This is a genomic window from Campylobacter sp. LMG 17559, from assembly GCF_024723605.1.
GTDB lineage: Bacteria > Campylobacterota > Campylobacteria > Campylobacterales > Campylobacteraceae > Campylobacter_D.
The window spans coordinates 12595-27060 of record NZ_JANQCZ010000016.1 but is presented as its reverse complement, the minus strand read 5'-3'; the positions used below and the strand labels follow the sequence as shown (position 1 = coordinate 27060).

Sequence of the window (14466 nt, the reverse complement as noted above, 5' to 3'; positions counted from 1 at the left end):
AATAAAGGGTTGTTTAATGATGTAAAATTTTTCATAAAATTTGGCTCTAAGATCGATTATTAATTCATTTTCTAAAAAATCATCAAGTTCACTGGAAAAATTTTCTTTATAAAATTTTTCTATATTAAAATCTTTGATTTTCTCTCCTTGTTTTAATTTATAATAAGGTATTAAATCTTTTGCTAAAATAGGACCAAAAAGATTTGAAAATATTAATACATTTTCATCTATATATTTTTTAGAAATTTCATCCAAACTCTCATAATCTAAATATTCAAAAGCAACACCATTGTATCTTTGAATTGCTTTGGTTGTATCTTTTTTTAATATATCATGACTAAGATTATATAGTTCATCTTTGTCTTTGATACCAAAAAATTTTTCAAGAACATTTTCATCACATTGTTTAATAAAATTTTTGTATTTAGCAATTACTTCAAGTCTTTTATCGTATAGCTTGTTAAATATGAATGATTTTTCATTTAAACAACTATGTGTATTTATTTTACTTTTTCCCTCACTAGGTGAAAATAAAATTTTCATAATTAATCCTTTATTTTTTAAAAATTATACAAAATTATTTAAAACACTTGACATTAATTCAAAATTACATTATAATTCAACTTTATTTTTTGCTGGTTTAGCTCAGTTGGTAGAGCAGCTGCCTTGTAAGCAGCAGGTCGGGGGTTCAAGTCCCTTAACCAGCTCCATTGTTAATAGCAGTGTTTGACCAGAAATAAAAAGCATTATTATTCATGGTGAGTTACTCAAGTGGCCAACGAGGGCAGACTGTAAATCTGCTGGCTTTCGCCTTCCGTGGTTCGAATCCACGACTCACCACCATTGCTTTGCGGGAGTAGCTCAGTTGGCTAGAGCATCAGCCTTCCAAGCTGAGGGTCGCGGGTTCGAGTCCCGTTTCCCGCTCCAACCTGATTTTGGTAGAGTGAAACTGGGAGCTGTTTTTAAATTCAGAATTTCTAGCAGTTTCAAATTTCCAAAATTTTATAGTTTATGTTTTTAATTTTTCTGAGCGCTCGTATGGCTCAGAGGTAGAGCACTCCCTTGGTAAGGGAGAGGTCGCGGGTTCAAGTCCCGCTATGAGCTCCATTGATTTCAAAAGATTATAAAACATAAATTAGTATTTGTTTGTAAATTTTATATGGAGGAAAAAGATGGCTAAAGAAAAATTTTCACGTAATAAGCCTCACGTAAATATTGGTACTATTGGTCACGTTGACCACGGTAAAACTACTTTAACAGCTGCTATCTCTGCTGTTCTTTCAAGAAGAGGTTTGGCTGAGCTTAAAGATTATGATAATATCGATAACGCTCCTGAAGAAAAAGAGCGTGGTATTACTATTGCTACTTCTCACATTGAGTATGAAACAGAAAATCGTCACTATGCTCACGTAGACTGCCCAGGCCACGCTGACTATGTTAAAAACATGATTACTGGTGCTGCTCAAATGGATGGTGCTATTCTTGTTGTTTCTGCAGCAGACGGCCCAATGCCACAAACTAGAGAGCACATCTTACTTTCTCGTCAAGTAGGTGTACCATATATTGTTGTTTTCATGAACAAAGCCGATATGGTTGATGATGCTGAGTTATTAGAATTAGTTGAAATGGAAATTAGAGAATTATTAAGCTCTTATGATTTCCCAGGAGATGATACTCCAATTATTTCAGGTTCGGCTTTACAAGCTCTTGAAGAAGCAAAAGCTGGACAAGATGGTGAATGGTCTAAAAAAATCTTAGATCTTATGGCAGCAGTTGATGAGTATATTCCAACTCCAGCTCGTGATACAGATAAAGATTTCTTAATGCCTATCGAAGATGTATTCTCAATTTCAGGTCGTGGTACAGTTGTTACTGGTAGAATTGAAAAAGGTATTGTTAAAGTTGGTGATACTATTGAAATCGTTGGTATTAGAGAAACACAAAGCACTACAGTAACTGGTGTTGAAATGTTTAGAAAAGAAATGGATCAAGGTGAAGCAGGAGATAACGTTGGTGTTCTTCTTCGTGGAACTAAAAAAGAAGATGTTCTTCGTGGTATGGTTCTTGCTAAACCTAAATCAATCACTCCTCATACTGATTTTGAAGCAGAAGTTTATATTTTAAATAAAGATGAAGGTGGACGCCATACTCCATTCTTTAATAACTATAGACCACAATTTTATGTAAGAACAACTGATGTTACTGGTTCTATCCAACTTGCAGAAGGCGTTGAAATGGTTATGCCAGGCGATAATGTTAGAATTACTGTAAGTCTTATTGCACCAGTTGCACTTGAAGAAGGTACTCGTTTTGCTATCCGTGAAGGTGGCCGTACTGTTGGTTCAGGTGTTGTTTCTAAAATTATTAAATAATTATAAGCGAGATTTAATCTCGCTTTTTAAGGAATAAAAATGAGAATTAAAGTTGGTTTAAAATGTGAAGAGTGCGGTGATATTAATTATAGCACTTTTAAAAATAGTAAAAATACAACTGAAAAGTTAGAATTAAAAAAATATTGCCCAAGATTGAAAAAACATACAATTCATAAAGAAGTTAAATTAAAAAGTTAAGGCTTTTATAAAAAAGCCCTTAGGGCAATAGCTCCAACGGTAGAGCGCCGGATTCCAAATCCGATGGTTGGGGGTTCGAATCCCTCTTGCCCTGCCACAAAATAAGGTAAAATATGGAAAAACTAATAACTTATTTTAAATTGTCAAAAGCTGAATTAGGAAAAGTAATTTGGCCTTTGAAAGAGCAAGTTAGAAATGCTTATATTACAGTTTTTGTAGTTGTTGCTGTTGTTTCATTATTTTTAGCATTAGTTGATTTGATTATGTCATTTTCATTATCTAAGATTATAGGATAGAAAAATGAATCATAAATGGTATGCAATTCAAACTTATGCAGGTAGTGAGATGGCTGTAAAAAGAGCCATAGAAAATTTAGTTAGAGATCATGGAATTCAAGAGCAATTATTAGAAGTAATTGTTCCAACTGAAGATGTGATTGAATTTAAAAATGGTAAAGAAAAAATAAGCGAAAGAAGTTTATATTCAGGTTATGTATTTGCTAATATAGACTTATCAACAGAGCTTTGGCATAAAATTCAGTCTTTACCAAAGGTTGGTCGTTTTATAGGTGAAAGTAAAAAACCAACCCCATTAAGTGAAAAAGATATCAATCTTATTTTAGAAAAGGTGAAAAATAAAGCAGCACCTAAGCCTAAAATTTCATTTGATAAAGAAGAAAGTGTAAGAATAACTGAAGGTCCTTTTGCAAACTTTGTTGGTATTGTAGAGGAATATGATATGGTTAGAGGCGTTTTAAAGTTAAATGTTTCTATATTTGGTAGATCAACTCCAGTAGAAATCTTATACTCTCAAGTTGAAAAAATAGTTTGATTATATAGTAAGTAAAGGAGAAAGGTTATGGCTAAAAAAGTCGTAGGAGAAATTAAATTACAAATAGCTGCTACTAAGGCTAATCCATCACCTCCAGTTGGTCCTGCTTTAGGTCAACAAGGTGTTAATATTATGGAATTTTGTAAGGCATTTAATGAAAGAACAAAAGATATGGCTGGTTTTAATATTCCAGTTGTTATTACTGTTTATGCAGATAAAAGCTTTACATTTATAACAAAACAACCACCAGCTACAGATTTAATTAAAAAAGCTGCAGGTATTTCTAAAGGTGCGGATAACCCTTTAAAAAATAAAGTAGGTAAATTAACTAAAGCACAAGTTTTAGAAATTGTAGATAAAAAAATCGCTGATATGAATACAAAAGATAGAGAGCAAGCTGCTAAAATTATCATGGGTTCTGCTCGTTCTATGGGTGTTGAAATCGTAGATTAATACTCTTTACCGCCAAGAGTTTAAAAAGGCGGTAGCACTTTATATAAAATGCGGAGAAAATTGATGTCTAAAAATACTAAAAGATTTACAGAATTATTAAAAAAAATAGATTCAAATAAAAACTATTTAATGGATGAAGCAATAAGCACAGTAAAAACTCTTGCTTCTGCTAAATTTGATGAAACAGTTGAAATTGCTTTAAAATTAAATGTTGATCCAAGACATGCAGATCAAATGGTAAGAGGTAGTGTTGTTTTACCTTGCGGTACAGGTAAAAAAGTTCGTGTTGCTGTTATTGCAAAAGATGCAAAAGCTGATGAAGCAAAAAATGCAGGTGCTGATATAGTTGGTAGCGATGATTTAGTAGAAGAAATTCAAAAAGGTAATATGAATTTTGATGTTTTAATTGCTACACCAAATTTAATGGGTCTAGTAGGTAAAGTAGGTCGTATTTTAGGACCTAAAGGTTTGATGCCAAATCCTAAAACAGGTACAGTAACAATGGATGTTGCTCAAGCTGTTAATAATGCTAAAAATGGACAAGTTAATTTCCGTGTTGATAAACAAGGAAACATCCATGCAGGTTTGGGTAAAGTTAGTTTTACTCAAGAACAATTAAAAGAAAATATGACAGCATTTGTGAAAGCTATTAATAAACATAAACCAGCTGCTGCAAAAGGAAGATATATTAAAAATGCTAGTCTTTCTTTGACTATGAGTCCTTCTCTTTCTCTTGATACTCAAGAATTGCTTGATACAAAATAAAATTAATGAGAGTTTTTCTCTCATTAATAAAAATTAGATAAGATAATAACTTTTATCTTATCTAATTTTTATCTTAGATTGGAGATAGCCGAGGTCTTAGGACTTAATTAGATTTTCTGCTCTGCTTGAAATCACCGGTCGGAAAGGAGTAAAGATGACTAAAAGCCAAAAAATTGAACTTGTTTCTAAGCTTGAAGAGGGTTTTAAGGCTAGTGAAGCTGTTGTAGTTTGTAACTACAAAGGTTTAAACACTAAAAAACTTGAAGAGTTAAGAAATAATGCGAGAGAAATGGATGTTAAAGTTCAAATTATTAAAAATACTTTAGCAAGTATTGCTCTTAAAAATGCCGGCAAAGATGGAATGGAACTTAAAGATACAAATATTTATCTTTGGGGTGAAGACCAATTAAATGTTTCAAAAGTTGCTGATAAATTTAGCGAAGCTAATCAAACATTTGAAATCAAAACCGCATTTATTGATGGTGAAGTTGCTTCAGTAGATAAAGTTAAAGCTTTAGCTAAAATGCCTTCTCGCAATGAATTACTTGCTATGCTTTTGCAAGTTTGGAATGCACCAATCACCAATTTTACAATTGGATTAAATGCATTAAAAGAAAAAAAAGAAGCTGAATAAAATTTAAAAAGGATAAAAAATGGCAATTACTAAAGAAGATGTATTAGAATTTATTTCTAACCTAAGCGTTCTTGAACTTTCAGAATTAGTAAAAGAATTTGAAGAAAAATTTGGTGTTTCTGCTGCTCCAGTTATGGTTGCAGGTGCTGCTGTTGCAGGTGCTGCTGGCGGTGCTGCTGAAGAAAAAACTGAATTTGACATCGTATTACAAGATGGTGGCGATAAAAAAATCAATGTAATTAAAGTTGTTCGTGCTTTAACTGGTCTTGGACTAAAAGAAGCAAAAGATGCTGTTGAACAAACTCCATCAGTTCTTAAAGAAGGTGTTAGCAAAGCTGAAGCTGAAGAAGCTAAAAAACAACTTGAAGAAGCTGGCGCTAAGGTTGAGCTTAAATAATTTTTTTGTTTTAAAAGAAAGGATTTTATATCCTTTCTTGTTTTCCTTTAATTAGGATTCTTTCTTTCAATACTTTTACCATGGGGTATAATAATATGTTAAATTCACAATCAGGAAATCGTTTAAGAATAGACTTCTCGAATGTTCCACAACAAATAGACATTCCAAATTTATTACAATTACAAAAGAAAAGTTTTGATTATTTTTTAAACATAGATGCTAAAAATTCAGAAAGTGGAATTGAAAAAGTATTTAAATCTATTTTTCCAATTCATGATCCACAAAATAGATTAAGTTTAGAATATGTAAGTAGTGAAGTAGGTAAACCTAAGTACACTATTAGAGAGTGTATGGAAAGAGGTTTGACTTATTCTGTAAATTTAAAAATGAAAATCCGTTTAACTTTACATGAAAAAGATGAAAAAACGGGTGAAAAAATTGGTATAAAAGATATTAAAGAACAAGAAATTTATATTAGAGAAATCCCTTTAATGACAGATAGAATTTCTTTCATAATTAACGGAGTTGAAAGGGTTGTAGTAAATCAACTTCATAGAAGTCCGGGTGTTATATTTAAAGAAGAAGAAAGTTCTACTGTTGCAAATAAATTAGTATATACAGCGCAAATCATACCAGATCGTGGTTCTTGGCTTTATTTTGAATATGATGCTAAAGATGTGCTTTATGTGCGTATTAATAAAAGAAGAAAAGTGCCTATTACAATTTTATTTAGAGCACTTGGTTATAAAAAACAAGACATTATAAAATTATTTTACCCTATACAAACTATTCATGTTAAAAAAGATAAATTCTTAACTGAATTTAATCCAAATGACTTTTTAGATAGAGTTGAGTATGACTTGAAAGATGAAAAAGGCAATGTAATTCATCAAGCTGGTAAAAGAATGACAAAGAAAAAGGCTGAACAGCTTGTAAAAGATGGGGTTAAATGGGTTGAATATCCAGTTGAAATTTTAACAAATAGGTATTTAGCTAATCCTATTATTAATAAAGAAACTGGTGAGGTTTTATTTGATTCTTTAACGCTGTTAGATGAGGGAAAACTAGCAAAAATTAAAGAGGAAAAACAGTTTGATATTGCTAATGACTTAGCTAATGGAGTAGATGCTGCTATTATTAATTCTTTCATTCAAGATAATGAAACTTTAAAATTATTAAAACAAACCGAGAATATAGATGATGAGAATGATTTAGCAGCTATTAGAATTTATAAAGTAATGAGACCAGGCGAACCGGTAGTAAAAGATGCTGCAAAAGCTTTTGTAAACGATTTATTTTTTAATCCTGAAAGATATGATCTAACAAAAGTTGGTCGTATGAAAATGAATCATAAATTAGGCTTAGATACGCCTGAATATGTTACGGTTTTAACTAATGAAGATATAGTAAAAACTGCAAAATATTTAATTAAAGTAAAAAATGGAAGAGGTCATATTGATGATAGAGACCATTTAGGTAATCGTCGTATAAGATCAATAGGAGAACTTTTAGCTAATGAACTTCATGTAGGTCTTGCTAAAATGCAAAAATCGATCAGAGATAAATTTACGGCTTTAAATACAGATATTGATAAAGTAATGCCTTATGATTTGATTAATCCTAAGACAATTACTGTTACAATTATGGAATTTTTTACCGGCGGTCAATTATCTCAATTTATGGATCAAACAAACCCATTGAGTGAAGTGACTCATAAACGTCGTTTATCAGCACTTGGTGAAGGTGGTTTAGTAAAAGAAAGAGCAGGTTTTGAAGTACGTGATGTTCATGCAACACATTATGGAAGAATTTGTCCTGTTGAAACTCCAGAAGGTCAAAACATCGGATTAATTAATACACTTTCAACTTATGCTAAAGTAAATGATCTAGGCTTTGTTGAAGCACCTTATAAGAAAGTAGAAAATGGAAAAGTAAGTAATGAAATTGTTTACTTGACTGCTACTCAAGAAGAGGGCTTAGTGATTGCAGCAGCTTCAACTAAAATTGATGAAAAAGGTAATATTGTTGAGGAATTTGTTGAAGCAAGACAAGATGGTGAAACAATCCTAGCAAGAAGAGAAGAAGTACATTTGATTGACCTTTGTTCAGGTATGATAGTAGGGGTTGCAGCGTCATTAATCCCATTCTTAGAGCATGATGATGCAAACAGAGCCCTGATGGGTTCAAACATGCAACGTCAAGCAGTGCCTTTACTAACCGCACAAGCACCTATAGTAGGTACTGGTATGGAAAAAATCATTGCTCGTGATGCTTGGGAGGCTATTAAAGCTAAAAGAGCAGGGATTGTAGAAAAAGTTGACAATAAAAATATTTTTATTTTGGGCGAAGATGAAAATGGTCCATTTATAGATCATTACAAAATGGAAAAAAATCTAAGAACAAATCAAAATACAACTTTTACACAGCATCCAATTGTTAAAAAAGGAGAATTTGTTCAAGCAGGTCAAATCATTGCAGATGGCCCAAGTATGGATCAAGGCGAACTTGCTATTGGTAAGAATGCCTTAATCGCATTTATGCCATGGCATGGGTATAACTATGAAGATGCTATTGTAATTAGTGAGAAAATTTTACGTGAAGATACTTTTACTAGTGTTCATATTTATGAAAAAGAAGTAGAGGCTAGAGAGCTTAAAGATGGTGTAGAAGAAATTACAAAAGATATTCCAAATGTAAAAGAAGAAGATTTAGCGCATCTTGATGAGAGTGGTATCGCTAAAATAGGAACTCATATAAAGCCTGGTATGATTTTGGTAGGTAAAGTTTCACCTAAGGGTGAAGTAAAACCTACACCTGAAGAAAGATTATTAAGAGCTATTTTTGGTGAAAAAGCTGGACATGTTGTAAATAAATCTTTATATGCAACCGCCTCATTAGAAGGTGTTGTTGTAGATGTAAAAATCTTTACTAAAAAAGGTTATGAAAAAGATGCACGTGCTATAAAAGCTTATGATGATGAAAAATTAAATCTTGAAAAAGAACACCATGATAGACTTTTAATGATGGATAGAGAAGAAACTTTAAGAGTATGTTCTTTACTTTCTAAATCAGCTTTAAATTCAGATGAAGAAATAAATGGTGTTAAATATAAAAAAGGCTCTAAAGTAGAAATTACAGAATTAGAAAAAATCAATCGTTTTGCATTAAATTCTTTAGTTAAAGCTTATTCTAAAGAAGTGCAAAAAGAATATGATGATTTAAAAAATCATTTCCAAAATGAGAAGAAAAAACTTAAAACAGAGCATGATGAAAAATTAGAAATTTTAGAAAAAGATGATATTTTACCAAGTGGGGTAGTAAAACTTGTTAAAGTATATATCGCGACTAAGAGAAAATTGAAAGTTGGGGATAAAATGGCAGGGCGCCATGGAAATAAAGGTATTGTATCTAATATTGTTCCAGAAGTTGATATGCCATATTTACCTGATGGAAGACCTATTGATATAGCTTTAAATCCTCTAGGGGTTCCAAGCCGTATGAACATAGGACAAATTCTTGAAAGTCACTTGGGGATTGTTGGTATGAGACTAGGTGATCAAATTCAAGAAATTTTTGATAGAAAACAAAAAGATTTTGTAAAAGAATTACGCGAAAAAATTCTTGAAATTTGTAGTGTATCTAGACTTGAGCTAGAAAAGAAATTTGTGCAAACTTTAAATGATGAGCAACTTATTTCTTATGCTAGAGATTGGGCTAAAGGAGTAAAATTTGCTACTCCTGTATTTGAGGGTGTAACGGTTGAAGAATTTGGTAAGCTTTTTGAAATGGCTAAAATAGCCATGGATGGAAAAAGCGAACTTTATGATGGAAGAACTGGCGAAAAAATGGCAGAGCGTGTGCATGTTGGATGTATGTATATGCTTAAATTACACCATTTAGTAGATGAAAAAGTTCACGCAAGAAGTACTGGACCTTATAGTCTTGTAACACAACAACCAGTTGGTGGTAAGGCTTTATTTGGTGGACAAAGATTTGGTGAGATGGAGGTTTGGGCTCTTGAAGCTTATGGAGCAGCTCATACTTTAAGGGAAATGTTAACCATAAAATCTGACGATGTTGAAGGTAGATTTAGTGCTTATAAAGCTTTAACAAAAGGTGAGAATGTTCCAGCAACAGGTATTCCAGAGACATTCTTTGTACTTACAAATGAATTAAAATCTCTTGCTTTAGATGTTGAGATTTTTGATAAGGATGAGAATAATGAGTAAATTTAAACCTATCGAAATAAAAGAAGATGGCAGACCTAGAGACTTTGAAGCTTTTCAATTAAGACTTGCAAGTCCTGAAAAAATCAAATCATGGTCTTATGGTGAAGTAAAAAAACCAGAAACAATTAATTATAGAACTTTAAAGCCTGAAAGAGACGGGCTTTTTTGCGCTAAAATTTTTGGACCAGTAAGAGATTATGAATGTCTTTGTGGTAAGTATAAAAAAATGCGTTTTAAAGGTATTAAGTGTGAAAAATGTGGTGTTGAAGTTACTAGTTCTAAAGTACGCCGTTCAAGAATGGGGCATATTGAATTAGTTACACCAGTAGCACATATATGGTATGTAAATTCTTTGCCAAGTCGTATCGGTACTTTACTTGGCGTAAAGATGAAAGATTTAGAGCGCGTATTGTATTATGAAGCATATATAGTAGAAAGTCCAGGTGATGCATACTATGATAATGAAAATACTAAAAAAGTTGAATTTTGTGATGTATTAAATGAAGAGCAGTATTTAAATTTAATGCAACGCTATGAAAGTAGTGGATTTAAAGCTAGAATGGGTGGTGAAGTTGTTAGAGATTTACTAGCAAATTTAGATCTTGTTGAGCTTTTAAATAAATTAAAAGAAGATATTGCAGCAACTAATTCAGAAGCAAAGAAAAAAACTATCATCAAACGCTTAAAAGTGGTGGAAAATTTCTTAAATAGCAATTTAAATACTAATACAAATAGTGATGAAGTAGTTCCAAATCGTCCTGAGTGGATGATGATTACAAATTTACCTGTATTACCACCTGATTTAAGACCTTTGGTGGCTTTAGATGGTGGAAAATTTGCAGTTTCTGATGTGAATGATTTATATAGAAGAGTTATTAATAGAAATACACGTTTAAAAAGACTTATGGAGCTTGATGCACCTGAAATTATCATTAGAAATGAAAAAAGAATGCTTCAAGAAGCAGTCGATGCTTTATTTGATAATGGTAGAAGAGCAAATGCAGTTAAAGGTGCAAATAAACGTCCATTAAAATCTTTAAGTGAAATTATCAAAGGAAAACAAGGTCGTTTCAGACAAAATCTACTTGGTAAAAGAGTGGATTTTTCAGGTCGTAGTGTTATTGTTGTTGGGCCAAAACTTAGAATGGATCAATGTGGCTTGCCTAAAAAAATGGCTTTAGAATTATTTAAGCCACATTTGTTAGCTAAGCTTGAAGAAAAAGGTTATGCAACTACTGTAAAACAAGCTAAAAAAATGATTGAAAATAAAACCAATGAAGTTTGGGAGTGTTTAGAAGAGGTTGTTAAAGGTCATCCTGTAATGCTTAATCGTGCACCAACCTTGCATAAGCTTTCCATCCAAGCTTTCCATCCTGTGCTTGTAGAGGGTAAGGCAATTCAACTTCATCCATTGGTGTGTGCAGCATTTAATGCTGACTTTGACGGGGACCAAATGGCTGTACATGTACCTTTATCTCAAGAAGCAATAGCTGAGTGTAAAGTATTAATGCTTTCATCTATGAATATCTTGCTTCCAGCAAGTGGTCGTTCTGTGACTGTACCTTCTCAAGATATGGTTTTGGGGATTTATTATCTATCTTTAGAAAAAGATGGTGCTAAGGGTGAGCATAAAATTTGTACAGGTATTGAAGAGGTTATGATTGCTCTAGAAGCAAAATCTTTAGATATTCATGCAAGTATTAGAAGCGTAGTTGATGGAAGAAAAATCACAACAACTGCGGGAAGATTAATCATTAAGTCTATCTTACCTGATTTTGTTCCTGAAAATATGTGGAATAAAGTCATGAAGAAAAAAGATATTGCAGCTTTGGTTGATTATGTTTATAAAGAAGGCGGTCTTGAAGTAAGTGCTAGCTTTTTAGATAAATTAAAAGATCTTGGTTTTGAATATGCAACAAAAGCGGGTATTTCTATTTCAATTGCTGATATTATTGTGCCTGATCAAAAGCAAAAAAGTATAGAAGAAGCTAAAAAACAAGTAAGAGAAATCCAAAATTCATATAATTTAGGTTTGATTACTTCAGGGGAAAGATATAACAAGATTATTGATATTTGGAAAAGCACTAATAATGTCTTATCAAAAGATATGATGGAGTTGATCAAAAAAGACAAAGAAGGATTTAACTCTATTTATATGATGGCAGATTCTGGTGCTAGGGGTTCAGCAGCTCAAATTTCACAGCTTGCTGCGATGAGGGGTCTTATGGCTAAACCTGATGGTTCTATTATTGAAACACCGATCATTTCGAACTTCCGTGAAGGACTAAACGTTCTTGAATATTTCATTTCAACCCACGGTGCTAGAAAAGGTCTTGCAGATACAGCGTTGAAAACAGCAAATGCAGGTTATTTGACAAGAAAACTTATCGATGTGGCGCAAAATGTAAAAGTTACAATGGAAGATTGTGGTGCACATGAGGGTGTTGAGATTAATGAAATTACCGCAGATGGTGTTGTGATTGAAACCTTAGAAGAAAGAATTTTAGGAAGAGTTTTAGCTGAAAATATTATTGACTCTATTACTAATGAGATTTTATTCTCAGAAGGTACTTTAGTAGATGAGGAAAAAGCTAGAATTATTGTTGAAAGTGGAGTAAAGAGTGTAAGCATTAGAACTCCTATTACTTGTAAAGCTAAAAAAGGAGTTTGTTCTAAATGTTATGGTATTAATCTAGGCGAAGGAAAATTAGTTAAACCAGGTGAGGCTGTAGGTATTATATCTGCTCAATCAATCGGTGAGCCAGGAACACAGCTTACGCTAAGAACTTTCCACAGCGGTGGTACTGCTAGTACAGATTTACAAGATCGCCAAGTAGTAGCACACAAAGAAGGTTTTGTAAGATTTTATAATCTTAATACCTATGAAGATAGACAAGGTAAAACTATAGTGGCTAATCATCGCAATGCTGCTATTTTACTTGTGGAGCCAAAAATCAAAGCTCCATTTAAAGGAACTATCCATATTGAGCATGCATATGAGGATGTGGTGGTTAGCGTTAAAGCAAAAAACAATGAAGCTAAATTTATATTAAGAAAGTATGACTTAGCAAAAGCTAATGAGCTTGCCGGTGTAAGTGGTAATATTGAAGGTAAATTATATATTCCATATAGCGATGGTACTGAAGTAGCTGAAAATGAAAGTATTGTAGAAGTAATCAAAGAGGGTTGGAATATACCAAACCGTATCCCTTATGCGAGTGAATTGTTAGTAAAAGATGGCGATCCTATCACTCAAGATATTGTAGCTGGTGCAAAAGGTACCTTGAAGTTTTATATGCTTAAAGGGGATGGTTTAGATAGAATTAGAAATCTTAAAAAAGGTGATGTAGTTAAAGAAAAAGGTGTTTTTGTTGTTATTGCTGATGAAAATGATAGAGAAGCAAAAAGACACTATATACCAAGAGATTCTGTGATTGAATTTGATGATAGTACTTTTGTGGATAATCCTAAAACTATCATAGCAAAATCAAGCAAAGAAGATAAAACTATCATTGCTGAATGGGATGCATATAATAATACTGTAATTGCAGAAGTTGCAGGTACAATTAACTTTGAAGATATTGAATCAGGCTATAGTGCTGATGAGCAAATTGATGAAGCAACTGGTAAAAGATCACTTGTTATTAATGAGTATTTACCAAGTGGAGTGCGTCCTGCATTGTTAATTATAGGCGAAAATGATAAAGTAGTGCGTTATCAACTAGAGCCAAAAACTGTTATTTATGTAAACGATGGCGATAAGGTTAAGCAAGCTGATATCTTAGCTAAAACACCAAAGGCAGCAGCTAAATCAAAAGATATTACTGGAGGTCTTCCAAGGGTATCTGAATTATTTGAAGCAAGAAAGCCAAAAAATACTGCTGTTGTGGCTGAAATTGACGGGGTTGTTAGATTTGATAAACCTTTAAGATCAAAAGAGAGAATTATTATCCAAGCAGAAGATGGAAGTAGTGCGGAGTATTTAATTGATAAATCAAAACGCATTCAAGTAAGAGATGGTGAATTTATCCATGCGGGTGAGAAATTAACCGATGGAGTTATTTCAAGTCATGATGTGCTTAGAATTTTAGGTGAAAAAGCATTGCATTATTATCTTATCTCTGAAATTCAGCAAGTTTATCGTGGTCAAGGTGTTGTGATTTCTGATAAGCATATTGAAATCATCGTATCGCAAATGCTAAGACAAGTAAAAATTGTTGATAGTGGTCATACAAACTTTATTGTAGGTGATTTGGTTTCAAGAAGAAAATTCAGAGAAGAAAATGAAAGAATTTTAAGATATGGCGGTGAACCTGCTGTGGCTGAACCTGTATTGCTTGGGGTTACAAGAGCAGCTATTGGAAGTGATAGTGTGATTTCAGCTGCTTCATTCCAAGAAACAACAAAAGTTTTAACAGAAGCAAGTATTGCAGGTAAATTTGATTATCTTGAAGATCTAAAAGAAAATGTAATCTTAGGTCGTATGATTCCTGTTGGTACAGGTCTTTATGGAGATCAAAATTTAAAGCTTAAACAACAAAATTAATTTTCAATCCTAGCAATTTTGCTAGGATTTTTTAAGTATTT

At 32.5% G+C, this 14466-nt stretch carries 11 protein-coding genes and 5 tRNA genes; 15 read left to right on the top strand and 1 reads right to left on the bottom strand.

What is annotated here, in order from left to right:
• Positions 1 to 543 (bottom strand): peroxide stress protein YaaA (gene yaaA / locus CAMP5082_RS07410; RefSeq protein WP_337206344.1); only part of this gene is annotated, 543 nt, incomplete at its 3' end.
• Between the two features lie 91 nt (positions 544 to 634).
• Between yaaA and CAMP5082_RS07405 the strand changes: the two genes are divergently transcribed.
• From CAMP5082_RS07405 to rpoC, 15 genes are all read left to right on the top strand, one after another.
• Positions 635 to 710 (top strand) — tRNA-Thr (locus tag CAMP5082_RS07405).
• 47 nt (positions 711 to 757) lie between these two features.
• Positions 758 to 843: transfer RNA gene (locus CAMP5082_RS07400), tRNA-Tyr, on the top strand.
• 7 nt (positions 844 to 850) lie between these two features.
• Positions 851 to 927: transfer RNA gene (locus CAMP5082_RS07395), tRNA-Gly, on the top strand.
• A 105-nt stretch (positions 928 to 1032) separates the two neighbouring features.
• Positions 1033 to 1107: transfer RNA gene (locus tag CAMP5082_RS07390), tRNA-Thr, on the top strand.
• 65 nt (positions 1108 to 1172) lie between these two features.
• A complete protein-coding gene (tuf, locus tag CAMP5082_RS07385) occupies positions 1173 to 2372 on the top strand; it encodes an elongation factor Tu (RefSeq protein ID WP_039668122.1) in 1200 nt (399 codons plus the stop codon).
• Between the two features lie 39 nt (positions 2373 to 2411).
• Positions 2412 to 2570 carry a 50S ribosomal protein L33 gene (rpmG, locus tag CAMP5082_RS07380; RefSeq protein ID WP_012661178.1) on the top strand — a complete coding sequence of 53 codons (159 nt, stop codon included), beginning with the start codon at positions 2412 to 2414 and terminating at the stop codon, positions 2568 to 2570.
• Between the two features lie 21 nt (positions 2571 to 2591).
• A tRNA-Trp gene (locus CAMP5082_RS07375) sits at positions 2592 to 2667 on the top strand.
• A 16-nt stretch (positions 2668 to 2683) separates the two neighbouring features.
• Positions 2684 to 2866, top strand: a complete 183-nt coding sequence (secE, locus tag CAMP5082_RS07370) for a preprotein translocase subunit SecE (RefSeq protein WP_039666709.1) — start codon at positions 2684 to 2686, stop codon at positions 2864 to 2866.
• Positions 2867 to 2870: 4 nt separating this feature from the next.
• Positions 2871 to 3401, top strand: coding sequence for a transcription termination/antitermination protein NusG (gene nusG, locus CAMP5082_RS07365; RefSeq protein WP_012661180.1), 531 nt, complete (start codon positions 2871 to 2873; stop codon positions 3399 to 3401).
• Positions 3402 to 3428: 27 nt separating this feature from the next.
• Complete coding sequence (gene rplK / locus CAMP5082_RS07360) at positions 3429 to 3854, top strand: 50S ribosomal protein L11 (protein ID WP_012661181.1); 426 nt, start codon at positions 3429 to 3431, stop codon at positions 3852 to 3854.
• 63 nt (positions 3855 to 3917) lie between these two features.
• A complete protein-coding gene (gene rplA / locus CAMP5082_RS07355) occupies positions 3918 to 4619 on the top strand; it encodes a 50S ribosomal protein L1 (RefSeq protein ID WP_039617747.1) in 702 nt (233 codons plus the stop codon).
• A gap of 154 nt (positions 4620 to 4773) precedes the next feature.
• Positions 4774 to 5253 (top strand): 50S ribosomal protein L10, encoded by a 480-nt coding sequence (gene rplJ / locus CAMP5082_RS07350; RefSeq protein ID WP_012661183.1) that lies wholly within the window; start codon positions 4774 to 4776, stop codon positions 5251 to 5253.
• Positions 5254 to 5272: 19 nt separating this feature from the next.
• Entirely contained in the window at positions 5273 to 5650 is a 378-nt protein-coding gene (rplL, locus tag CAMP5082_RS07345; protein WP_012661184.1) for a 50S ribosomal protein L7/L12, read from the top strand.
• A 95-nt stretch (positions 5651 to 5745) separates the two neighbouring features.
• On the top strand, positions 5746 to 9879 hold the full coding sequence (gene rpoB / locus CAMP5082_RS07340; RefSeq protein WP_263703100.1) for a DNA-directed RNA polymerase subunit beta: 4134 nt from the start codon (positions 5746 to 5748) through the stop codon (positions 9877 to 9879).
• Complete coding sequence (gene rpoC, locus CAMP5082_RS07335) at positions 9872 to 14425, top strand: DNA-directed RNA polymerase subunit beta' (protein ID WP_337206343.1); 4554 nt, start codon at positions 9872 to 9874, stop codon at positions 14423 to 14425. Before rpoB ends, rpoC begins: the two co-directional genes overlap by 8 nt.
• Positions 14426 to 14466 lie beyond the last annotated feature (41 nt).

Bases quoted from the DNA above. Each gene is read 5' to 3' on its own strand.
- tuf (WP_039668122.1), top strand. From the start codon at position 1,173: ATGGCTAAAGAAAAATTTTCACGTAATAAGCCTCACGTAAATATTGGT.
- rpmG (WP_012661178.1), top strand. From the start codon at position 2,412: ATGAGAATTAAAGTTGGTTTAAAATGTGAAGAGTGCGGTGATATTAAT.
- secE (WP_039666709.1), top strand. From the start codon at position 2,684: ATGGAAAAACTAATAACTTATTTTAAATTGTCAAAAGCTGAATTAGGA.
- nusG (WP_012661180.1), top strand. From the start codon at position 2,871: ATGAATCATAAATGGTATGCAATTCAAACTTATGCAGGTAGTGAGATG.
- rplK (WP_012661181.1), top strand. From the start codon at position 3,429: ATGGCTAAAAAAGTCGTAGGAGAAATTAAATTACAAATAGCTGCTACT.
- rplA (WP_039617747.1), top strand. From the start codon at position 3,918: ATGTCTAAAAATACTAAAAGATTTACAGAATTATTAAAAAAAATAGAT.
- rplJ (WP_012661183.1), top strand. From the start codon at position 4,774: ATGACTAAAAGCCAAAAAATTGAACTTGTTTCTAAGCTTGAAGAGGGT.
- rplL (WP_012661184.1), top strand. From the start codon at position 5,273: ATGGCAATTACTAAAGAAGATGTATTAGAATTTATTTCTAACCTAAGC.
- rpoB (WP_263703100.1), top strand. From the start codon at position 5,746: ATGTTAAATTCACAATCAGGAAATCGTTTAAGAATAGACTTCTCGAAT.
- rpoC (WP_337206343.1), top strand. From the start codon at position 9,872: ATGAGTAAATTTAAACCTATCGAAATAAAAGAAGATGGCAGACCTAGA.